The organism is Idiomarina sp. D18, from assembly GCF_057748155.1.
This window is the reverse complement of the sequence record NZ_CM173240.1, coordinates 265,419-287,192: the sequence shown is the minus strand read 5'-3', so window position 1 is coordinate 287,192 and position 21,774 is coordinate 265,419. Positions and strand designations below refer to the sequence as shown.

Genomic DNA, 21,774 nt, shown 5'->3' with positions numbered 1-21,774 from the left:
ATGTCAGTAAAACCTTTATACGCAGCAATAGCACTTGCGCTGAGCTTTTCGGTTATGGCGCAGGATGAACACGGACACGACGAAAAAGAAGATACCCACAAGGAAGAAGGCAAACACGAGCAAGGTGAACATAAGGAAAGCTCAGGCGTGGAGCTATCCAGCAAGCAGCTATCCATGGCAGATATCACCACGCGAACCTTGCAAACTCAAGTCATTGAATATCCGGTTTATGCCCCGGGCGAGGTGGTTGCTAACGACTTTAATAGCTATATCGTGAGTCCGCGCATCGATTCGACCGTGCTCAAACGTTTTGTCAGTATTGGCGACCACGTCGAAAAAGGTGAACCACTAGCCACCCTCTTCAGCGCGATCATGGCGGAGGCGCAAAGTCAGTATTTGGTCACACTTAACGAATGGCAACGCGTGCAGTCGCTCGGTGAGTCAACGGTGGGTGAAAAACGCTTTGTCGAAGCGAAAAACGCCTTTACCTCAGCGCAAGCGCAACTCAAAGCATTTGGTATGTCAGCCAGTGATATTAAGCGTTTAAGTAAAGCTGACTACCCTATCGGCGAATACCAACTGACCTCAGAAATTGGCGGGATTGTGGTTAGCGATAACTTTAAGCAGGGCCAGCAAGTTAATGCCGGTAACCACTTGGTTGAAGTGCTGCAAGAAGAAACCCTGTGGGTTAATGCTCGGCTACCAGGCTCAGCTGACCTTAATGTGCAGTTTGGTGATGCTGTTACGGTAAGTGTCGATAATCAGCGCTTTGCGGCAAAAGTCATTCAGGAAGGCCACACAATAGACCATAAAACCCGAACCCGAACGGTACGACTTGGGGTAAATAACGAAAAGGACCAATTACACCCTGGTTTATTTGCGGATGTTTATTTCTCAGTCAAGTCCGATGGACCGGTGCTTGCAGTTAAGGACTCAGCCTTAATGCGGGCACCTGATGGTGACTGGCAGATATTCATTGAGCACGAACCCGGAAAGTTTGAACCGAAGAAAGTCGAATTGGTTGATGAAAAGGGTCCGTGGAAAGTTATTCGAGGCGTTAAGGAAGGCACAAAATACGTAGACAACGGCGCGTTTTTCGTTCGCTCACAAATCGCTAAAGGCGGTTTTGACCCACATAACCACTAACAGGAGGTTGTATGTTTCAGCGCATTATTCAGTTTGCTGTCGCCAATCGCCTGTTATTGGTATTGGCTTTATTCAGCATCAGCATTGCGTCATTTTTTATTATTCCCAAACTTAATCTGGATGCCTTTCCCGATGTTACCAACGTTCAGGTAACGGTAAATACGGAAGCACCAGGATTAGCAGCGACCGAAGTCGAGCAGCTTATTACCTATCCGATAGAGTCGGTGATGTATGCCCTGCCCGACGTCAAAGAAGTTCGGTCAATCTCAAAAACAGGTTTATCGGGCATTACCGTGGTATTTGACGAGAGTGTCGATATCTACTTTGCCCGGCAACTGGTATTCGAGCGGCTGCAAGCGGCAAAGGAGTTGATTCCAGAGGGAGTCGGCACGCCCGAAATGGGCCCTAACTCTTCCGGTCTCGGCCAGGTTTATCAGTATCTGCTACTTGCCGAGCCGGGCTCTGGTGTCAGTAGCATGGAGCTACGCAGTCTTAACGACTATGTGGTTAAACTGCTACTGATGCCCGTTGAGGGAATTACCGAAGTCTTGTCCTTTGGCGGTGAAGTTAAGCAATATCAGGTTAACCTCAATCCCGCCAAGCTGCTGTCTTACGACCTTACCCAGCAAGATGTGATGAGCGCGGTCAACAAGAATAACGGTAACGTTGGTGGTTGGTATATGCCCCGCGGTCAGGAGCAGTTGGTTATTCGCGGCACCGGCTGGCTGGAAAGCGGTAAAAAAGGTCTACAGCAGATACAACAAATACCGCTCAAAACCGTTGACGGCGTTTCCGTAACACTGGGCCAGGTTGCCGACGTCGAAATCGGCAGTGAAATTCGCCAGGGAGCGGTCTCAATGTCGCGTAAAGTCGACGGCGAGGTCAACCAGCTGGGCGAAGTGGTGTCGGGTATTGTGCTCAAACGCAAGGGCTCGAATACCAAAGCCACCATCGACGGTATTAAAAAGCGCATTCCGCTTATTCAGCAAGCATTACCCGAGGGTGTCACCTTTGAGCCGTATTATGATCAGGCCGATTTAATACAAAAAGCCGTATCTACGGTCGCATATTCACTGCTCATTGCCTTTGTCTTTATTATCGCAGTATTAGCACTGTTTTTGCTCAACATACGCGCTACTTTTTTAGTGTTACTGTCCATTCCCGTTTCTATCGCCATTGCCCTGATGGTAATGTCCGCGATGGGCATGTCAGCTAACCTGATGTCGCTGGGCGGGATTGCTGTTGCCATTGGTATGCTGGTCGACGGCTCCGTGGTGATGGTTGAAAACATCTTTAAGCACTTAAGTCGTCCGGATAGTGAACACCAAGACGACGCCGAGCAACGCACAGAGCACCGCGACCCAGATCCTCAGGCAGCCAAACTCGATAGCCATGGTATCAAGCTGCGAGTTAAGGAAGCGGCGAACGAAGTGGCACGACCGGTATTCTTTGCCGCCATGATTATCTTGGTGGTCTTTATGCCACTGTTTAGTTTTCAGGGTGTTGAAGCTAAATTATTTGAGCCCATGGCTATCAGTATTATGTTGGCCATTATCTCCGCGGTTTTTGTGGCCATCATGGTTGTACCGGCATTAGCCAGTTACTTTTTCAGTCGGGGTATTAAGCCTCGTGAAAATAAACTGCTTAAACCACTAGATAATGGTTATAAAAGACTATTATCGGTGGCGTTACGCAGTAAAAAGGCTGTTATTACCCTGGCCGGTGTGCTGTTTGTCGGCGCTTTGGTGTTAGTGCCTCGTCTCGGCACAGAATTTGCGCCCGAATTGGAAGAAGGCACGATTAATATTCGCGTGACATTAGCCCCCTCCTCTAACCTTGAAACGGCCTTAGAGGTGGCTCCGAAGCTTGAAAAAATCCTGATGTCGTTCCCGGAAACCACCTACGCACTCAGCCGCATTGGACGAGCTGAAGTGGGCGGCGATCCAGAGCCTATCAGCAACATCGAGTTATATGTGGGTCTTAAGCCGCAGTCTGAATGGACAACGGCATCCGATCGCTACGCCTTACAAGAAAAAATGGAGGCAAAACTAGATGCTCACCCAGGCTTGTTGTTTAATTTTTCACAACCTATTGCAACACGGGTTGATGAACTGCTCTCAGGTGTAAAATCGCAGCTAGCCATCAAACTATTTGGACCCGAGCTTGACGTGTTGGCCCGTAAAGGCCAGGAAATAGAAGGTGCCGTCAAGCAAGTTGACGGGGCGGTTGCTGTAGCGATGGAGCAAATAAAAGGTGAAGCACAACTCGTGGTTTCGCCGAAACGCCAACAACTCTCACGCTACGGCTTAAATGTCACCGATGTACTGAGCGTTGTCGACAATGGCTTGGGTGGCGCTTCGGCAGGCCAGATCATTCGCGGTAATGAGCGCTATGATATTTACGTGCGGCTGGCCAAGCAATTCCGCGATACGCCGGAGTCTATTCGTTCGTTACGCCTGTTAACTCCCTCAGGGGCCTGGGTAACCTTAGGCGAAGTCGCCCACGTCGCAATTGAATCAGGACCACCGCAAATCCGTCGTGATGACGTACAGCGTCGCGTTGTGATTCAATCGAACGTTCAGGGTCGTGACATGGGCAGCGTGGTTGCCGATATTCGGAAGGCGATTGACGAGAAGGTGGATTTACCAACCGGTTACTCAGTCGACATTGGTGGCCAGTTCGAAAGTCAACAACGAGCACAGGAGCGCTTGTCCATTGTCGTTCCCATATCGCTGGCACTCATCGCCCTGCTGCTTTATTTTGCTTTCGGCACCATGGGTCAAGCCATGTTGATTTTGGTGAATGTACCGTTGGCAGTCATCGGTGGTATTGTGGCACTCTATGTGTCAGGGCAGTACTTATCGGTGCCCAGCGCCGTGGGTTTCATCACACTGTTTGGTGTGGCGGTACTAAACGGTGTGGTTCTGGTCGAAAGTATAAACCAGAGAATAACCGATGGGCATGCAGTTAATGATGCCGTGTTTGATGGCGCATGGTCGCGACTACGCCCGGTATTAATGACGGCAATAACCTCAGCGTTAGGACTCATTCCCATGCTGTTTGCAACCGGTGCAGGGGCTGAAATTCAACGCCCACTGGCTACCGTCATTGTTGGTGGTTTGGTATCAGCTACTCTGCTGACATTGGTTATCTTACCCGTGCTCTATCCTTGGTTTTCGAAACAAAAAATTAAGGATCTGAGCCGTTAGGGTTCAATAGCATTTAAGGGGGCGGTTATTGTCGCCCCCTTTTATTAAAAGAGGAACGTATTATGGGACATCACCATAACCATGATCACTCAAAGGACATGCCGTCCAACCGATTAGGTTGGGCATTCCTGCTTAACTTTGTTTTTACCATTATTGAGTTCATTGGTGGTTTTCTTACCAACAGTACCGCCATTTTAGCTGATGCCGTTCATGATCTTGGCGATAGCCTGTCGTTAGGTCTCGCGTGGATACTAAATAAACTTGGCAAAAAACAGGCTAACCAACACTTTACCTACGGTTATAAGCGACTCAATCTTGCCGGTGCATTTATTAATGCCGTTGTTTTAATCGCAGGCTCTGCCTGGGTACTTGTGGAAGCGATTCCCAGACTCTGGAACCCTCAAATGCCCATCGCTGATGGCATGATCGCTTTAGCCGTCGTTGGCATTACAGTTAATGGATTTGCCGCTTACAAATTGTCAGAAGGTAAAACGTTAAACGAGCGCGTTATTAACTGGCACTTGCTGGAAGATGTTCTCGGCTGGGTTACTGTACTTATCGTTGGTATTGTTTTGCTGTTTGTGGATTGGCCAATTCTCGATCCGCTACTGTCGATTGGTTTTACTCTATTTATTTTAGTGAATGTGCTGCGCAACCTGTGGGCAACGCTGAAACTCTTCATACAAGCAACTCCGGACAAAGAAACCTACAGACAAGTCGCTGACACTTTGCTGGAGCTACCTCATGTTGCTGACCTACACCATCTGCATTTTTGGTCACTAGATGGCGAGGAGCATGTATTAACCGTTCATTTGGTGTTAACTAAGAACCTTGATATTGAGGCTCGTAGCGACTTAAAACAGCGCATCGATAACGTCCTTGCGCCCTATGCTTTAAGCCATACAACAGTAGAATTAGAAGATCCTGATGAAGCGTGTAGGGACAACTGATAATGAGTGCATTATTTTTATTGAAAACGCTCGGGTTATTTATTGCAACCGCAATTGCCGAAATTGTCGGTTGCTATTTACCCTACCTATGGCTCAAAGAGGGCCATTCCGTTTGGTTGCTCATTCCGGCAGCAATAAGCTTAGCTTTATTTGCTTACTTATTAACACTTCATCCAGCGGAAAGCGGGCGGGTCTACGCAGCTTATGGTGGTATTTACGTGTTAACTGCCATAGTCTGGCTGCGAATTGTCGATAAATCGCCACTATCCAATTTCGACCTGATTGGCACGACGTTTGTGCTAACCGGTATGGGGATTCTTGTGTATGGCTGGCGTTAGCTATAAAGCAATTCAGTTAAAGAACTCCACTCAAAAGTTTTACACAGACTAGCGCACCTTATGTTTGTCCGTCGTAGCGTCCTCAACCCCGTCATTAAGCGAGGCCATCAGTGGACAATAGACATCTCCGTGTCCGGCGCTGCATTTTTGCACCAACTCATTCAGCGCTTGTTCAATTTGCTGTAAGTGCGATATCTTTCGACGAACACTGGTGAGCTTTTGCTCTCCAAGCTCCCGTGCTTCATCGCAATGAGCGCCATCTTGCAGAGTTAATAGCTCACCAATTTCATCCAGACTAAATCCGAGCCATTGAGACGCGCGAATAAAATGAAGCCGAGCAAGCGCTTGTTCGTCGTAATGTCGGATCCCCCCATACGGCTTCTCCGGCTCGCTCATTAGCCCTCGGCGCTGATAATAGCGCACCGTTTCCACGCCCACGCCGGCTGTTTTGGCCAGCGTGCCAATTGTCATTACGTTGCGTTTTTTTAACATAGCTATTGCTTCCGTAGTGAGGTACGGGTCTAAGATTAACACATTAAAGCAAAATGCCCGAAGGAGTTACTCTTATGTCAAATTCAAAATCTGGTCGGGGCTCTCTTCTCGCGGGAGGGATCGCAGCGACTCTGGCATCTGCGTGTTGTCTGGGTCCCCTCATATTACTTGCACTCGGTGTATCCGGGGCCTGGATTGGGAGCCTCACAGCACTTGAGCCTTATCGACCCATTTTTATTGCCATTGCATTGATTGCCATATTCTTTGCCTGGCGTCGAATATACCGGCGTGCTGATGACTGCAACCCTGATAACACCTGCGCAACGCCAAGTGCTCGTAAGAGCTACAAAGTGATGTTTTGGCTCGTTGCGGTGCTTACTTTAACAGCACTGGCGTACCCCTATGCTGTTCCTTTCTTTTACTAGGAGGCAATACACGATGAAAAAAGCAATGATAACAACCATTTTATTTTTACTGTTTAGCATGCCCGCATTGGCGGCTGAGAAAACCGTCACGCTATCAGTACCCGGTATGACATGCGTCACCTGCCCAATTACCGTCAAAGCTGCACTTGGCCAAGTCGCAGGTGTGAGCGCCGTCGATGTCCGTTTTGAAGAGCGGGATGCAACAGTGACATTCGACGACGAAAAAACGTCAGTTAAGGAGCTTACTGAAGCAACGACAAATGCAGGATACCCATCAACACTGAAAGCAACGGCGGCAAAAAATCAGTCATGAAACATCACAATACCTTATAGCTACTGTAAAACTGAAAGACCAAGGAGTAACCGTTATGAGTAGTAACAATTTACACATTGCTGTCATTGGTAGCGGCGGCAGTGCGATGGCTGCGGCACTCAAAGCGACTGAAGGAGGTGCCCGAGTGACGCTCATTGAGAGAGGTACTATTGGCGGAACTTGTGTCAATATTGGCTGTGTCCCGTCTAAAATCATGATCCGAGCGGCTCATATCGCCCAACTGCGGCGAGAAAGCCCTTTTGATAAAGGCTTAAGTACTCATACTCTTAAGGTAAATCGATCAACTCTCCTCGAGCAACAACAGGCTCGGATAGAAGAACTCCGTGAATCCAAATACCAGAGTATTCTTAGAGAGAATTCCGCCATTACCGTTATTAACGGCGAAGCCCGCTTTATAGACGATGAAACTCTTTCCGTATCACTTTGCGATGGCGGTGAGCAAACGGTTCACTTTGACCGTGCTTTTATCGGCACCGGGGCCCGACCCGCACAACCACCCATCCCCGGCTTAGCTGAAACCCCTTACCTTACTTCGACAAGCGCATTAGAGCTAAATGACATTCCTAAGAGCCTCCTTATTATTGGAGCCTCGGTCGTTGCTCTTGAGTTAGCACAAGCCTTCGCGCGTCTCGGTAGTGACGTTACTGTTTTGGCCCGCAGTCGAGTGTTATCCCAAGACGAGCCTGCCATTGGTGAAGCAATAGCGACTGTTTTTGATCGCGAAGGCATCAATGTGCTTGAGCATACAGAAGCCAGCGAAGTGCGTTACGACGGACAACACTTCATTCTCAAAACCAATGCCGGAACATTAAAAGCAGAACAACTGCTCGTGGCCACAGGCCGTACGCCCAATACGGAAAACCTCGATTTAAAAACCATCGGTGTACAAACTGAACGCGGTGCAATAACGATTAACGATCGCATGCAAACCTCTAACTCAAGAGTATATGCGGCAGGCGACTGTACGAATCAGCCGAAGTTTGTCTATGTCGCCGCCGCAGGCGGCAGCCGAGCCGCTATTAACATGACGGGCGGTGATGCGCATCTTGATCTCAGTGCCATGCCCGAGGTTATCTTTACTGATCCACAAGTCGCCACGGTGGGTTTATCAGAAGCTGATGCTAAAACTGGTGGTTACGTCACCGAAAGCCGCACGTTGGGCCTTGAAAATGTCCCACGGGCATTGGTTAACTTCGATACCCAAGGGTTTATAAAAATTGTCGCAGAAAGTGGCAGCGGCCGGCTGCTCGGTGTTCAAGTCGTCGCAGGAGAAGCTGGTGAGTTGATTCAAGCTGCTGTAATGGCGATAAGAGCAGGAATGACAGTCAATGAGTTGGCTGATGAGCTCTTCCCATACCTTACGATGGTAGAAGGCTTAAAGTTATGTGCTCAAACATTCACTAAAGATGTTAAGCAATTATCTTGCTGCGCTGGATGAGATAACCTAGCTTAACTTCACTGGACAGTTACCAATATTTCGGGTTTAGCTGCTGGTTGGTGATAGGTTAAGCTAGTTCAGGGAGAGTGTAAAAATATCTGTGTAAATGGCATTCTTAGCAATATCGAAGAAGGATATCAGAATGCCAATATCAGACAAACTCATCGATCAGCTGCTTGATGGCTGTGACTCACCCGACGACATTTTAGGTGAAGCTGGGCTGCTCAAGCAGCTTACCAAAAAAGTCGCTGAACGCGCTTTAGAAGCCGAGATGCAAGCCCATTTAGGCTACGCCCCAAATGATGCGGCCGGCAATAACAGCGGTAACTCCCGCAACGGTAAAACCAAGAAGGCTGTTCGTAGCACCAACGGTGACGTCGAGCTGGATATTCCCCGTGATCGCAACGGTAGCTTTGAGCCTAAACTGGTTCGCAAAGGTGAACGCCAGCTTAACGGATTCGATGAGCGCATCGTCGCGCTCTATGCCAGAGGCATGACTACCCGGGATATCCAGGCTTACCTTGAAGAAGCCTACGGTGTTGAAGTATCTCCCACATTCATATCTCAGGTTACAAACGAGGTGATGGACGAAGTAAAGGCCTGGCAACATCGACCACTGGCAAAGCTTTACCCGGTCGTTTACCTTGATTGCCTGGTGGTTCGCAGCCGTGACTCTGGCGTTGTTCAAAATAAGTCAGTCTACCTGGCGCTTGGTATTAACACCGACGGTGAAAAAGAGCTCCTTGGCCTGTGGATGGCGCAAACCGAAGGCGCTAAATTCTGGTTATCTGTGATGAACGAGCTTAAAAATCGCGGCGTCGATGATATCTTTATCGCCTGCTGCGATGGCTTGAAGGGCTTCCCCGAAGCCATTGAAGCGGTTTACCCGAAGACTCAGGTACAGCTGTGCATCGTGCATCAAATTCGCCACTCTATGCGTTACGTAAACTGGAAGCAACGCAAGATCATCGCAGCTGACTTAAAGCTAATTTATGGTGCTGCCACCCGCGCTGCAGCAGAGCAGGCGCTGGAAGAGTTCGCTGAAAAGTGGGATGAAGAGCATCCGACCATAAGCCGCTCATGGCGGGCAAACTGGGAACGCTTAAGCGTATTCTTCGAATACCCGGCGGAGATACGTAAGGCTATCTACACCACTAACGCCATCGAATCGCTGAACGCGTCATTGCGTAAAATTACCAAGACTCGCCGGTCGTTCCCGAATGATGAGGCCATCATGAAGGTATTGTACTTAGCCTTGCATCAGGCATCGAAAAAGTGGACGATGCCCATACGCAACTGGAAACCGGCCATGGCGCAATTCGAGATCATGTATCAGGATCGGATTTAACAGTGCAAACAGCCATTTACACAAAATTTTTTACAGTCTCAGTTCAGGAGTGATAATAGTTGTTATAAGCACTTTTTTTCATTCATATTAGCTCTTATTTGTCTCACTTATTTGACAATAAGTTTTCCTAGATACCTTTGCATCTGACAATGAAAATCGTATTCTCCGGTCTTTAATACTGGCAATTCGATCAACTTTAACTTATTGGTCGGTAAAGTATAGCTGATCCCCAGATCAGGAATAAGCAAAGTTTCAGAGCAACAGATTTAAAGGCTTCCAGTTTGACAACAATCTCATTTAGCCGTTTTCATTTGTTTATTATATAACGTTACAATTAGCCAGCCAGTAATCATAGCTCCCAAGGACCACCCGAATAATCCCGTAACAAATCCACTAAAACTCAAATGCCACTCGAAACCAGAGAGTTTTCCGTGAACCATGCCTTCTGTTAAAGCCATCATGCTAGAGGGCATAATAAGCACTAGCAAGCTACAAACTCCCCATAAAACTGCGAAAGTACCGCTACTTGCACACTGCAAGTAGCGGCATTTCCAACGGAGAGCTTAATCTCTACTACATTTCCTTTTTTTCTTCACTCTGATGTTCCATCATCTGCTCCATCATCATTTGCATCATATCCATTCTATGCTCCATCATTTTCATTTTATTCATCATATTCTCTTTGCCCATTTGCTCTGCTTTGTCTCCCTTTTTATGTTCTCCTTTGTTCATGCCTTTATCCATCCCATGGTTCATCATTTGCATTCCCTTCTGCATTGACTTCATGTGTTCTTCCATTAGTTTTTTACGTTTCTTGGGATCGGATTCGCTTTTTATTTTTTCCATAGCTTCGCGCATTTCTTGCATGTGCTCATTCATTGATGTCATTTTTTCATGATGCATCATTCCACTCATTGAACCTGTTTTATCATCACCATGTTTATGCTGTGCATCAGCAAAGACAGGAGAGGCCATTAAAGCTGTGATAGTTAAAGCTGAAAGTACTTTTTTCATTTTATTACCCTCTTGACTATGACCAAATTGTATTGGTCTCATTAATTTTACTTTGTTTCACTATCGTTAAATCTTGGAGCCCACGCTGACGTAGACCTCATATAACGGCGATATTTATTGCCGAATCCTTCAATGCCTTCGATGAAATTGAATTTCATCGAATCTAACGGGAAACTTTTAAAGCTCATATTGTGACCTGGACGTTTTAAGCCATTTAACCGACAACTAGCTTTCCCCGATACATTTGCATCTGGCAATGAAAGTCGTACTCTCCGGGTTCCAGCGCTGGTATTTGAATTTGCTTTAATTTGTTAGAAGGCAACGTTTCACTTATTTCTAGCTTGGGAATGAGCAAAGTTTCAGAACAAGGCGATTGATCCTTCCGCAGGAACTTAAGTTCAACCGGTTTACCTTCAGGTATTTTTATTCTCGAAGGCGAGTAGGTACCGTTTTCGACGGCAATCACCAAATCACCTTCTCCCAGCTTCAGCTGCTGGGGCTTGTAAAGCCAAAACCACCAGACGATCAGCGCGATCAAAGTGATACCAGCAATATTAATGAATAACATGTTTATTCTCCTGAATGCGTCAGTGTTAGAAGGTGCGTTAATGTTTCTTGGCTTTGAAAAAGCGCAACCGATTAGCGTTACTCACTACCGTGAGTGACGAAAAAGCCATGGCTGCACCGGCAATGACAGGGCTTAATAGAATGCCGAGAAACGGGTACAGTACACCTGCGGCAAAAGGTATACCTGCCACGTTGTAAATAAAAGCACCGAATAGATTCTGCTTGATATTGCGCAGAGTAGCCTTACTTACAGCTACTGCATCAGCTAGACCATGTAACGACCCCCGCATCAAAGTAATGTCAGCACTTTCAATGGCTACATCCGTTCCCGTACCGATGGCAAAGCCCACGTTGGCAATAGCCAGCGCTGGCGCATCATTAATACCATCCCCCGTCATGCCAACTACTTCGCCTTCCATTTGAAGTTCCTGAACTTTTTTTGACTTTTCTTCCGGCAGAACTTCAGCAAAAAACTCTTTAACTCCCACTTTTTCAGCAACTGCTTTTGCAGTCGCACGATTATCACCAGTAAGCATCACTACCCGCACACCATTATCTTTCAAACGCTTGATGGCAGCGACAGAGTCGTCTTTTATGGGATCTGCAACGGCGATAATTGCAGCCAATTCATTATTAACAGCAAAGTACATTGGTGTCTTAGCTTCAGCTGCTAATTCTTGGGCTTTTTCAATAAAGTTACCGAGCTCAATTTGACGTTCACGTAACAGTTTTTCATTACCAAAAAGGAGGGACTTCCCGTCTACTTCAGCCTCCACGCCATGGCCAGCAATCGCATTGAAGTTTGAGACTTTAGTTGTTTCAATTCCTCTTTCCCGAGCTGATTCAACTATCGCCTGTGCCAGCGGATGTTCAGAGCCAGACTCAAGTGTGGCTGCAAGTTGCAGTACTGTTTGCTCATCGTACTCACTGGCTACTAATACATCGGTTACTTTGGGAGAGCCAAGTGTGATGGTGCCCGTTTTATCAAGGATCATAGCCGACACTTTCGAAGCAGTTTGCAATGCTTCGCCATTGCGAATCAGCACACCTGCCTCTGCGGCTTTTCCTACACCCACCATTACCGACATAGGCGTCGCCAGGCCTAATGCGCAAGGGCAAGCAATAATCAAGACAGTGGTCGCTGATACCACAGCAAAGGCCAGTGCCGGCTCAGGCCCAAAGTTAAGCCAAGCTAGAGCACTGATAACAGCGATAATCATAACGACTGGCACAAAGTAAGCTGAAATAATATCGGCAAGACGACCGATTGGGGGCTTAGAGTTTTGCGCCCGTTTCACCATGTTAATAATTTGAGCAAGTGCTGTATCTTTTCCGACTCTTGTCGCTTGAAACAAAAAGGAACCACTTTTATTTATCGTGCCCGCCACAACGTCATCACCAACTGATTTTTCCACGGGCATGGGTTCACCCGTTAGCATAGATTCATCAACGGTGGTACTTCCCTCTATAACTTTTCCATCAACAGGGATTTTTTCTCCGGGACGAACACGTACTACGTCCTCCTCGAGTACGTCTTCGATAGCGATATCCAATTGTTTATCGTCACGAATCACCCTTGCGGTTTTCGCCTGCAAACCAATGAGACGTTTTATGGCTTCGGACGTGCGCCCACGAGCTTTCAGTTCAAGTGCCAGCCCCAAATTGATCAAACCGATAATCATTGCGGTCGCTTCAAAGTATACGTGACGCGCCATTTCCGGAACCAGGTGCGGAACCAATACAACCACCATGGAATACAACCAGGCGGTACCAGTACCAAGTGCGATCAGCGTATCCATATTAGCGGAATGATTTTTCAAAGATTGCCAGGCACCGACGAAGAAGTGTTTGCCCGAAAAGTAAAGTACACCTAACGTTAGAATACCTACGACTAACCATGTCACACGCTCTGTGGCAGTGGTCACCGTCATTTCACCAACAAAAAGGCTATAAATCATGAGAGGTACACCTAACGACAGCGCAACGGTCATCTCCCGCATCAGCCGCTTGTAATAAGCCCAGTCGGCTTGCTCTTTTTCTGCCAACGCATCACCGTCACTTTCGGACGTGGCTACTTTAGCGCTATACCCCGCCCTCTCTACTGCTTTCACTAAAGCGCTCGGATTTGCTGTTCCAGTCACACTGACCGTTCGCTGGGCAAAGTTCATCTCTGCATTTTCCACGCCGGATACAGACTTTAATGCATTTTCGATTTTGCCAACACAACTCGCGCAACCGGCTCCCTCGATAATGAGTTCCTCAATGGAACGACTACGAACGTCCTCAGTTTTTACACCCATACCAGTGCTCCTTATTGACGGGAAAAAAGCCAAGCAACAGCTATTTCCCGTAAAGTACCAACGATAAAACCGTCACTCACTACATATCCGAAAATCGATTCGCAGTTTGCACCATTCGTTTTATTTCATTTTCTTCAACGCTCTTTACCGTTTCTAACAGCTCTTTTGCGCTGTCTATATCAACACGGGAATATAGGTGTTCATACAACTCAATGACTTGCTCATGATGGTTTACAATGTTCTCCATAATGTGATCAGTATCTAACTCTTTAAAAGGCGAATCACAGTGTCCATGCTCAACGATGGGATGTTTCCCAATATAGTCATAACACCAAGTGTCTAATGCATTTCGGTTTGCTGTACTCAAAAAACCTTCGACCATTCGCTCTAAGCTAGCCTCATGACCCGACACGTAGTTTAGAATCATCCGAGCTCGTTCATCTTGGTTTTGTTTAGAGCAGTGAGTAACACACTCCTTCAGGTTTTTGTGGAAATCAACGGTCCAACTCAGCACATCTTTGATTGTTTCTATTTGCATTTTTTACTCCTTACCTATAATTAATCGTTACTTTCGTTTGCTTTTGGTACGTGGCGGGCTTCTGTGGCAACTCCACAGTGTATGCTCTGCATTATCTTTAATATTTTGATCAATAAATTTGTAGTATTCCTCTTTCAAGTGAGTCCACCAGCCACTATTTATTTCAACACCAAATATTCCGAGCTTTTCCTCTATCATAGTCAGATCGACTTTAGAGGCATCATAAGCGACCGATAACAAGTTCTGGTCAGAGTCGTAGGCAACGCTATCAAGACCAACCAAGCGATCGATTTCGTTAATCGCTTCGCGAACTTTTTTCACACTCTCAGTGTTTAGCTTTAACGTGCGATTGACTAAGTTAATTTCCCGCACTCCGGCTCTATGATCGTTATTTGACATCAATACTGTCCTGTTAATTAAAACTACCAATACGTTTCAGGCAACATTTGCTCGGTGTTAACTTTGTAACGAAAGCTCTTTATTAGTGGCTGCTCGTTTATCGTGAACCCAGAACAATTCATCGATTGGCGAGATAGAAACTAATCCCTCGTTAGATACCCCAGTATGGGCCGCTTCAACTACCAAGAGGGCAACATCACGCGCATCATCACTGTTCACATAAACTTCAAGCTGTACGTGATCAACTAAGTGATCATCGTTATAGCTATCGAAGTAGTAACCCCGTCCTCGCACAGGAAACAGCGTAAAGCCGCTAACGCCACGGCCGATGAGAGCCTCTTCCACTGAGTCTTGTCGAAGTTGATCAAAAATAGCGGTAATTTTAGATAGGTTCATATCCCCCCCTAAAAGCCCTAAAGCATATAGCTTATGGACTGTGTTTAGCCTAGTTACTTAAATTTCGAGAAAATCTAGAGTTGTAATTTAGTAGTGCTATTTCGGAGGGTAGTAAATATCGAAGAGTATTTGCTTCACATCACCTTTATAAGACAAGGGATGTGGCAAGTTGCTAGGAGAGTTTATCGAGGTGTCGAATTGAATAAATACTAGAGGTGAGTTCGCAGAGTTACACTCTTCATCCATAGAGCATTTATCAGCTACGCAGCAATAACAGTCGTCAATGATAGATTGCTCACTTTCATCGCAATGAAAGTTATCTTTGCTTTCGTTGCTAACATCCATATGGCTAACACTTTTTTCGTGCTGTACATTGGAAGCATTGTTATAAGCAGGAGCGGCTGGGAAGGATAGCTGTATCACTATTCCTAACATAAGCACAACTAAAAATTTTGCTTGAAACATATGTGCGCTCCTATTGCCATACTATAAATTAGCATACTACCCCCTGCACATCATTGATCGAGATCAAAGGTGTGCAGGTGATATTCACAGAGTAAGGTATCATCTAACCTTAACGTCTTTCTTTCGCCACAAGTAGTAAACAGCAGGTAATACGAGCAAGGTTAAGATAACAGCGCTGATCATTCCTCCAACCATTGGCGCCGCTATTCTACTAACCACCTCAGCCCCAGTCCCTGTACTAAACATTATAGGCAATAAACCAGCAATTGTAGAAACGGCCGTCATCATGACGGGGCGAACACGAAGTCCAGCCCCTTCCATTACGGCAAGAGAGAGACCGTCTTTCGTTAATGCTTTACCATGCTCTAACTGACTTTTTTCATATTCATTATAGGACTGGTTTAGGTAAGTCAGCATTAATATCCCTATTTCTACGGTAACCCCCGCTAGTGCTATAAAGCCAACCGCTACAGCAACTGAGAAGTTATAATCTAAAAGATACATCAGCCAAATTGAACCGACCAACGCAAGGGGTAAGGTTCCCAATATGATAGCGATTTCCGTAGCATTTCGAAAATTCATGTACAAAAGAACGATAATAATCGCGAGCGTTAACGGAATCACGTAAGTCAGTTTTTCCTTTGCCCTTTCCATATATTCGTACTGCCCGGACCAGGTAACTGAATACCCTGCTGGCAACTCGAGTTCTTGTTCTACAACCTTCATTGCTTTTTCAACATAAGTGCCGACATCAACTCCCTCAATGTCGACAAAAGTCCAGCCATTAAGTCTTGCGTTTTCGCTTTTAATTGCCGGCGGTCCAAGTTCAACGTAGACATCAGCCACATCCGCCAAACTAATACGCTGCCCGTTTGGCGTAACTAAAGGTAGCTTCTTTAATTCTTCCGGCGAATCACGGTAATCTTGAGGGTAGCGCAAGTTTATTGGGTAACGTTCAAGCCCTTCAATGGTCTCTGAAACATTCATTCCACCAATAGCCGTGGCAACGACCTGCTGCACATCCTCAATGTTCAAGCCATAACGTGCAGCCTGCTCTCTTTCTATGTCAACTTTGACATAGCGTCCACCTGCCACTCGCTCTGAATAAACAGAAGCCGTACCATCGACATCATCAAGTATTGCTTCAAGCTGCTGCCCTATCGTCTGAATTTCATTAAGATCGGCTCCGGCAACTTTTATACCTACCGGCGTTTTGATACCTGTCGATAGCATATCAATGCGAGTTTTAATGGGGTAAACCCACGCATTGGTCAGCCCCGGAAACTTTACAAGCGCATCCAGTTCTTTTTTCAACTTCTCAGTGGTCATACCGTCTCTCCACTGATCTTTCGGTTTCAGTTGAATAAAGGTTTCAATCATCGTTAGGGGTGCCGGATCAGTGGCGGTATCCGCTCGACCAATTTTGCCAAAAACCGTCTTCACTTCCGGTACCGTTTTTATGAGCTTGTCGGTTTGCTGCAACAGCTCCCTTGCTTTACCAATTGATAATCCGGGATAGGTAGTGGGCATATACATCAAATCGCCCTCATCCAAATCTGGAATAAATTCACTACCAATTTTGTCAATCGGCCAGACACCAACGGCCAGGATAACAAGCGCTCCGACAACTGCTGTCTTGGGGTATTTCAAAATGCCTTTTAAAAGCGGTTTATACCCGGCGATCAATAACCGGTTAAGCGGGTTTTTCCCCTCAGGTGTTACCTTTCCTCTGATAAAATATCCCATCAACACGGGGATAACGGTAACCGCTAAGGCTGCACTGGCTGCCATTGCGTAAGTTTTCGTGAAAGCAAGCGGAGAAAACATCCGCCCTTCCTGGGCTTCTAAGGTAAATACCGGCATAAAGCTGACGGTAATAATGAGCAAGCTAAAGAAAAGAGCAGGGCCCACCTCTGAAGCAGAGGCGGCAACCACCCGCCAGCGGTTCTCTGCTGTCAGTGGCGTTTTTTCCATATGCTTATGCATATTTTCAATCATGACGATGGCACCATCGAGCATAGCGCCAATAGCGATTGCGATCCCTCCAAGTGACATAATATTCGCGTTAATTCCTTGCCAATACATGACAATAAACGCGGTTAAAATACCCAAAGGCAAGCTGATAACGGCAACCAGCGAGGAGCGGACATGGAAGAGAAATATCACACAGATAAACGCGACAATAGCGAGTTCTTCTATTAAACTTTTCCAGAGACTTTCCACGGCATCCGAGATAAGCCCCGAACGATCATAGACAGTGACTATATCGACACCTTCTGGTAGCCCAGACTTTAATTCTTCCAACTTTTGTTTAACGCCATCAATCGTTTTTTGGGCATTTTCTCCGAAACGCATTACCACAATACCACCCACGGCTTCTCCCTCACCGTTGAGTTCGGCGATACCGCGTCTCATTTGGGGGCCCACACCCACATCAGCAACGTCTTTAAGCAATAATGGCGTGCCATTTTCATCAACGCCAAGCGGGATACTCTCTAAGTCTGACACACTATCAATATAGCCTGAGGCCCGGACCATATACTCAGCTTCCGCCATTTCAACCACCGACGCCCCCACTTCCTGATTGCCTCGCTGGATAGCATTTTGTATGTGAGCAAGAGGAATATCGAATGCGCGCAGCTTCTCCGGATCCACTTTCACCTGGTACTGCTTTACCATCCCGCCCAGGGCGGCAACTTCTGAAACCCCCTCGACCGTTTGCAGTTCATACTTTAAAAACCAATCCTGCATACTGCGTAACTCACTCAAATTGTGGTTACCCGTGCGATCAACCAAGGCATACAAATACACCCAACCAACCCCTGTTGCATCAGGGCCTAATTGCGGTCTTGCATTAGAAGGCAGTGTCGGAGCAACCTGAGACAAGTATTCCAGTACTCGCGAACGCGCCCAGTAAGCGTCTGTATCTTCGTCAAAAATGACATACACATAGGAGTCGCCGAAAAACGAATATCCACGAACGGTTTTAGCGCCGGGGACAGACAGCATAGCGGTTGTTAATGGATAGGTTACTTGATCTTCTACCACCTGCGGCGCTTGACCCGGATAGCTGGTTTTAATGATCACCTGGACATCCGACAAGTCCGGCAGTGCGTCTACGGGCGTATTCTTGACCGCAAAAGCACCAACACCCACGAGGATTAATGTCGCCAAAAGAACGAAAAAACGGTTACTCACTGACCATCGAATGATTGACTTAATCATGGTTATGCTCCTGCTCTGTCACTTGTTTTTGCTCAGGAATATGAATCGATGTGAGCTGGTACTGTTGCTTCCCGACTTGCGTTATTTCCGCATGCAAGGATAACCCCGTGCTAAGCTGAGAAAGTTCAACATCCGAAGCAACATCGAAGTCCATCGTCATTGCAGGCCAGTCCCATTCAGAAATCTCACCGTGCTCCAGCGTAACCATCGAGTGCTGAGGCATAACATTTTTAACGGTTGCTTCAACCCAGACAGCTTGAGCTGCTGCGTCACTTGACATACTGTCGTGGCTCTCGCTATCAGTGTTAGAGTCGTGGTTCATACGTTTAAAGTCGGAAGACTTACTGGACTCAGAGTCAATTAAGAACTGAGCCGATGTAACAATTTCATCACCTGCCATAAGACCCGATAAAATCTCAACTCGCGAGCTACCTAACCGCCCAACGTCAACATTAACTGATTTAAATTTCCCATCACCCAGTGCCAGGACAACTCGGTTCGAATCACCCATTCGGATAAGCGCTTCTTTAGGGATGATTAAGTTTTTGTCGCCTAAACCAGCCTTAATGTTAAGATTCGCAAACATGCCCGGTTTTAAAAAACCATCCGGGTTGTCGAAGTGAATTCGAACTTGTCCCGTCCGAGTTTTAGGGTTAAGTGACGGATAGACATAATCAACCTTTCCTTGCCACTCTTTACCTGGAGCATACTCAAGGTTCATTTGAACGTCATTGCCTACCTCAACCTGGTTCAATTGCCGCTCAAAGACTTCTGCAATAACCCAAATTTTATCCAGTTGAGCAATGGTCATTAAATTCATACTCGGCGTTACAAACGCACCTTCACGCACAGTCAGTCTATCCAATACCCCGGACTGCTTTGCTTTTACCGTGATTGTTTTCTGAATTTTACGAGTTTCTTTTAACTTCTTAATCTCAGATTCAGAGACTTGCAGAGCTCTTAAGCGTTCTTCAGCGGCATCAATTAGCACCTGATTACCTCTTTGCGAGGCCAATACAAGCTCCTCTTGCGCATTAACCATTTCAGGAGAGTAAATACTGTATAAAGGCTCGCCGGCTTTAACCGAGTTACCAACCGCTTTTACGAAAAGCTTCTCAATCCAGCCTTCAACACGAGGACTTACTGTTAATACTCGGTCCTCATCAAACTGAACATAGCCAACTGTTTCGATATCTAGGTTGAGTCTCGAGGACGTGACGGTTGCAGTTGTAACCCCAAGGTTATTAATAACGTCGGGATCAATTCTCACCGTACCAGGTGAACTCTCTTCTGCATCATCGCCATAGTAAGGAATAAGGTCCATCCCCATTGGAGACTTTCCTGGTTTGTCTCGACGATAATTGGGATCCATCGGAGCCACCCAATATAACGGCTCTTTTTCTGCATTGCCCGATGAACGATCAGACACTTCAGTCGATTGCATTACATAGCCAATAGTGCCAGCGCCAACTGCAAAGCCTACAGCTAAACTTATAAGAGATTTGGTGACTGTTTTCATTTTACACTCCTGAAAGTAATAAGTAGTTTGCTTCGGCAATCAATTTTTGGCGGTTGATGGCGATTGCTAATGCATCAATTTTTGCGTCGATTTCCGCAATCTGTGACCGTACCGCCTCGGCAAAGTCGCCATCATCATTGTTGTAGGCAGTCAATGCGGCTTCAGACTGGGCGGACATTTGTGGAAGTAGCTCTTCGTGATATAGGGCAGCACGTTCATTCAAACGGTTCAGTTGTAAAAACGTACTGCGTAAATTGGCTATTAACTGCCTGGCAACCAATAACTTCTCAGTTTTTTTTGCTTCCGTTTTAAACTTTGCTGAGCGTACCTGCTTATCCTGTTTGTTATCAGTAAATAAAGGGACATCGAACGTAACCCCGACTGACAGCAAGTCGGCACGGTCATTGCCGCTTGGATCGTCGTTTCTATGGCCATATTTCAGATTGGCTGACCATTGCGGTTTATAACCTTGCTGAGCGAGCTCGACAGACGTCTCCGACGCCAAAATGTCTTGATCGGTCGCTTGCAAAACCGGGTGTTCTTTTATCAATTCGTACAAGGCTTGATTCGGTATTGTCGAAGGTGATAGCAATGTCTTCTTCAGCGTAAGACTCGGAAGGTCATCCGGTAACGTTGATTTCGCTATAACACCTATCCATTCCGACAATTCGCTTTGAAGTTGCTCCTCTTTTTGTCGCAGTGACGTCAACCTATCATCCAGGCGTGTAAGCTCAAGTTGGGCTCTAATAACATCTTGCTGCCGTGCTTTTCCCTCGGTACTGGTATAACTTGCCTTGGCGGTCGACACTAACTGTTCAAAAAGCGCTCTATCCGATTCAATCAAGCGAATACTTTGCTGAAAGAAAAAAACATCTAACCACAACTTCGTGACCGTTGTTTTGACCTTTGCAATACGATCCGCTCTCAAAAACGGTTGTTTTTGAGCTAATTGGTTTTTCTGCTTACGAGACAACGATAATGTGTCTCCTCTGGGAAATGCTTGTGAAACACCGACGACTAACTGGGTCATTCCTTCCTGTCTTGAACTAAAACTGTCAACCGGGAAACTGGCAGCCGTGAGCGATATTTGAGGGTCAGGCAAACTGGAAGAGGCTATTGCTTCACTCGCGAATGCTTCTTGGGTTTGCTTACTTGCCGTTAACCAAGGATCTTCTTGTACAGCGATACTCACTGCTTCTTGCAAATTCAAAAGCGGCTCTTGTGCATTAACGACATTTGGCACCACTACAGTCAGAACACTTAAATAAGCCATTCTTCTTAAAAGTTTCATATTGTTACTCTCAAAAACTGTGAATTTTTAAATTAAACACAGACCAAGTTATGAGTCGGACCGTAACGAGGACGACGAACGACGTCGTAACGACAATGACCGAACCAAAGCTTATAGCTGTGCTTTTACCTGGACGATAAACGCGCCAGGAGCGAGAAATTTAGTACTTTTTAAGAGTAGATTGGGGGCCGAAATAGCGAGAGAGAGTGCTTTTCTTTAATATTCGTATCTAAGAATGAGGAAGCGTTAAAAACCAGCTTCTCAATAGGCGGAACCGTCGATTGCTCAGAATAAACGACAGTAATCGACGGGCTGTAACAATGTCGCATCATTGAATCAGAGCAACAATTATCGGTAAGAGAGTGCGACACTTCGCAATC

The 21,774-nt window shown here is 46.4% G+C and carries 21 protein-coding genes; 8 read left to right on the top strand and 13 right to left on the bottom strand.

Annotated elements, in window-relative coordinates:
* The 4 genes from AC3AP5_RS01290 (at position 1) to AC3AP5_RS01275 (ending at position 5,643) form a co-directional block, all read left to right on the top strand.
* A complete protein-coding gene (locus AC3AP5_RS01290) occupies positions 1-1,146 on the top strand; it encodes an efflux RND transporter periplasmic adaptor subunit (protein ID WP_006956206.1) in 1,146 nt (381 codons plus the stop codon).
* Positions 1,147-1,157: 11 nt separating this feature from the next.
* Positions 1,158-4,355, top strand: a complete 3,198-nt coding sequence (locus AC3AP5_RS01285) for an efflux RND transporter permease subunit (protein ID WP_487326919.1) — start codon at positions 1,158-1,160, stop codon at positions 4,353-4,355.
* 62 nt (positions 4,356-4,417) lie between these two features.
* Positions 4,418-5,305, top strand: coding sequence for a cation diffusion facilitator family transporter (locus AC3AP5_RS01280; protein ID WP_290615111.1), 888 nt, complete (start codon positions 4,418-4,420; stop codon positions 5,303-5,305).
* 2 nt (positions 5,306-5,307) lie between these two features.
* On the top strand, positions 5,308-5,643 hold the full coding sequence (locus AC3AP5_RS01275; protein WP_006956209.1) for a YnfA family protein: 336 nt from the start codon (positions 5,308-5,310) through the stop codon (positions 5,641-5,643).
* A 48-nt stretch (positions 5,644-5,691) separates the two neighbouring features.
* Here the strand turns inward: AC3AP5_RS01275 and merR are convergent, their stop codons facing one another.
* Entirely contained in the window at positions 5,692-6,135 is a 444-nt protein-coding gene (gene merR / locus AC3AP5_RS01270) for a mercury resistance transcriptional regulator MerR (protein WP_006956210.1), read from the bottom strand.
* Between the two features lie 74 nt (positions 6,136-6,209).
* Between merR and merT the strand changes: the two genes are divergently transcribed.
* The 4 genes from merT to AC3AP5_RS01250 all read left to right on the top strand — a co-directional run bounded on the left by merT (position 6,210) and on the right by AC3AP5_RS01250 (position 9,680).
* Complete coding sequence (gene merT, locus AC3AP5_RS01265; RefSeq protein WP_272977604.1) at positions 6,210-6,560, top strand: mercuric ion transporter MerT; 351 nt, start codon at positions 6,210-6,212, stop codon at positions 6,558-6,560.
* A 13-nt stretch (positions 6,561-6,573) separates the two neighbouring features.
* Positions 6,574-6,873, top strand: a complete 300-nt coding sequence (gene merP / locus AC3AP5_RS01260; protein WP_272977605.1) for a mercury resistance system periplasmic binding protein MerP — start codon at positions 6,574-6,576, stop codon at positions 6,871-6,873.
* A 55-nt stretch (positions 6,874-6,928) separates the two neighbouring features.
* Positions 6,929-8,332, top strand: coding sequence for a mercury(II) reductase (merA, locus tag AC3AP5_RS01255; protein WP_272977606.1), 1,404 nt, complete (start codon positions 6,929-6,931; stop codon positions 8,330-8,332).
* Positions 8,333-8,474: 142 nt separating this feature from the next.
* The gene (locus AC3AP5_RS01250; RefSeq protein ID WP_487326572.1) at positions 8,475-9,680 is read left to right on the top strand and encodes an IS256 family transposase; all 1,206 of its coding nucleotides are present in this window, start codon (positions 8,475-8,477) and stop codon (positions 9,678-9,680) included.
* Between the two features lie 107 nt (positions 9,681-9,787).
* On the opposite strand, the gene AC3AP5_RS01245 is transcribed toward AC3AP5_RS01250, so the two are convergent.
* From AC3AP5_RS01245 to AC3AP5_RS01190, 12 genes are all read right to left on the bottom strand, one after another.
* On the bottom strand, positions 9,788-9,928 hold the full coding sequence (locus tag AC3AP5_RS01245) for a cupredoxin domain-containing protein (protein WP_278043239.1): 141 nt from the start codon (positions 9,926-9,928) through the stop codon (positions 9,788-9,790).
* A 45-nt stretch (positions 9,929-9,973) separates the two neighbouring features.
* Positions 9,974-10,219, bottom strand: a complete 246-nt coding sequence (locus AC3AP5_RS01240; protein WP_050750003.1) for a DUF5676 family membrane protein — start codon at positions 10,217-10,219, stop codon at positions 9,974-9,976.
* A gap of 34 nt (positions 10,220-10,253) precedes the next feature.
* The gene (locus AC3AP5_RS01235; protein WP_034818226.1) at positions 10,254-10,694 is read right to left on the bottom strand and encodes an EMC3/TMCO1 family protein; all 441 of its coding nucleotides are present in this window, start codon (positions 10,692-10,694) and stop codon (positions 10,254-10,256) included.
* Between the two features lie 214 nt (positions 10,695-10,908).
* The gene (locus AC3AP5_RS01230; RefSeq protein ID WP_006956216.1) at positions 10,909-11,262 is read right to left on the bottom strand and encodes a cupredoxin domain-containing protein; all 354 of its coding nucleotides are present in this window, start codon (positions 11,260-11,262) and stop codon (positions 10,909-10,911) included.
* 37 nt (positions 11,263-11,299) lie between these two features.
* Positions 11,300-13,561, bottom strand: a complete 2,262-nt coding sequence (locus AC3AP5_RS01225; protein WP_487326918.1) for a heavy metal translocating P-type ATPase — start codon at positions 13,559-13,561, stop codon at positions 11,300-11,302.
* A gap of 79 nt (positions 13,562-13,640) precedes the next feature.
* Positions 13,641-14,099: an ATPase gene (locus tag AC3AP5_RS01220; RefSeq protein ID WP_126785270.1), complete on the bottom strand. Its 459-nt coding sequence runs from the start codon at positions 14,097-14,099 to the stop codon at positions 13,641-13,643.
* 27 nt (positions 14,100-14,126) lie between these two features.
* Positions 14,127-14,498 carry a cation transporter gene (locus tag AC3AP5_RS01215; RefSeq protein WP_487326917.1) on the bottom strand — a complete coding sequence of 124 codons (372 nt, stop codon included), beginning with the start codon at positions 14,496-14,498 and terminating at the stop codon, positions 14,127-14,129.
* A 57-nt stretch (positions 14,499-14,555) separates the two neighbouring features.
* Positions 14,556-14,894 (bottom strand): P-II family nitrogen regulator, encoded by a 339-nt coding sequence (locus AC3AP5_RS01210; RefSeq protein ID WP_006956222.1) that lies wholly within the window; start codon positions 14,892-14,894, stop codon positions 14,556-14,558.
* A gap of 96 nt (positions 14,895-14,990) precedes the next feature.
* Positions 14,991-15,359, bottom strand: a complete 369-nt coding sequence (locus tag AC3AP5_RS01205; protein ID WP_290615115.1) for a hypothetical protein — start codon at positions 15,357-15,359, stop codon at positions 14,991-14,993.
* 99 nt (positions 15,360-15,458) lie between these two features.
* Complete coding sequence (locus tag AC3AP5_RS01200; RefSeq protein WP_487326916.1) at positions 15,459-18,584, bottom strand: efflux RND transporter permease subunit; 3,126 nt, start codon at positions 18,582-18,584, stop codon at positions 15,459-15,461.
* Positions 18,577-20,103, bottom strand: coding sequence for an efflux RND transporter periplasmic adaptor subunit (locus AC3AP5_RS01195; RefSeq protein ID WP_006956229.1), 1,527 nt, complete (start codon positions 20,101-20,103; stop codon positions 18,577-18,579). Before AC3AP5_RS01195 ends, AC3AP5_RS01200 begins: the two co-directional genes overlap by 8 nt.
* A gap of 1 nt (position 20,104) precedes the next feature.
* Positions 20,105-21,394: a TolC family protein gene (locus AC3AP5_RS01190; RefSeq protein WP_050750004.1), complete on the bottom strand. Its 1,290-nt coding sequence runs from the start codon at positions 21,392-21,394 to the stop codon at positions 20,105-20,107.
* Positions 21,395-21,774: the final 380 nt, after the last annotated feature.

Coding starts and splice junctions, on each gene's coding strand:
- AC3AP5_RS01290 (WP_006956206.1), top strand. CDS start 1: ATGTCAGTAAAACCTTTATACGCAGCAATAGCACTTGCGCTGAGCTTT.
- AC3AP5_RS01285 (WP_487326919.1), top strand. CDS start 1,158: ATGTTTCAGCGCATTATTCAGTTTGCTGTCGCCAATCGCCTGTTATTG.
- AC3AP5_RS01280 (WP_290615111.1), top strand. CDS start 4,418: ATGGGACATCACCATAACCATGATCACTCAAAGGACATGCCGTCCAAC.
- AC3AP5_RS01275 (WP_006956209.1), top strand. CDS start 5,308: ATGAGTGCATTATTTTTATTGAAAACGCTCGGGTTATTTATTGCAACC.
- merR (WP_006956210.1), bottom strand. CDS start 6,135: ATGTTAAAAAAACGCAACGTAATGACAATTGGCACGCTGGCCAAAACA.
- merT (WP_272977604.1), top strand. CDS start 6,210: ATGTCAAATTCAAAATCTGGTCGGGGCTCTCTTCTCGCGGGAGGGATC.
- merP (WP_272977605.1), top strand. CDS start 6,574: ATGAAAAAAGCAATGATAACAACCATTTTATTTTTACTGTTTAGCATG.
- merA (WP_272977606.1), top strand. CDS start 6,929: ATGAGTAGTAACAATTTACACATTGCTGTCATTGGTAGCGGCGGCAGT.
- AC3AP5_RS01250 (WP_487326572.1), top strand. CDS start 8,475: ATGCCAATATCAGACAAACTCATCGATCAGCTGCTTGATGGCTGTGAC.
- AC3AP5_RS01235 (WP_034818226.1), bottom strand. CDS start 10,694: ATGAAAAAAGTACTTTCAGCTTTAACTATCACAGCTTTAATGGCCTCT.
- AC3AP5_RS01230 (WP_006956216.1), bottom strand. CDS start 11,262: ATGTTATTCATTAATATTGCTGGTATCACTTTGATCGCGCTGATCGTC.
- AC3AP5_RS01225 (WP_487326918.1), bottom strand. CDS start 13,561: ATGGGTGTAAAAACTGAGGACGTTCGTAGTCGTTCCATTGAGGAACTC.
- AC3AP5_RS01220 (WP_126785270.1), bottom strand. CDS start 14,099: ATGCAAATAGAAACAATCAAAGATGTGCTGAGTTGGACCGTTGATTTC.
- AC3AP5_RS01215 (WP_487326917.1), bottom strand. CDS start 14,498: ATGTCAAATAACGATCATAGAGCCGGAGTGCGGGAAATTAACTTAGTC.
- AC3AP5_RS01210 (WP_006956222.1), bottom strand. CDS start 14,894: ATGAACCTATCTAAAATTACCGCTATTTTTGATCAACTTCGACAAGAC.
- AC3AP5_RS01205 (WP_290615115.1), bottom strand. CDS start 15,359: ATGTTTCAAGCAAAATTTTTAGTTGTGCTTATGTTAGGAATAGTGATA.
- AC3AP5_RS01200 (WP_487326916.1), bottom strand. CDS start 18,584: ATGATTAAGTCAATCATTCGATGGTCAGTGAGTAACCGTTTTTTCGTT.
- AC3AP5_RS01195 (WP_006956229.1), bottom strand. CDS start 20,103: ATGAAAACAGTCACCAAATCTCTTATAAGTTTAGCTGTAGGCTTTGCA.
- AC3AP5_RS01190 (WP_050750004.1), bottom strand. CDS start 21,394: ATGAAACTTTTAAGAAGAATGGCTTATTTAAGTGTTCTGACTGTAGTG.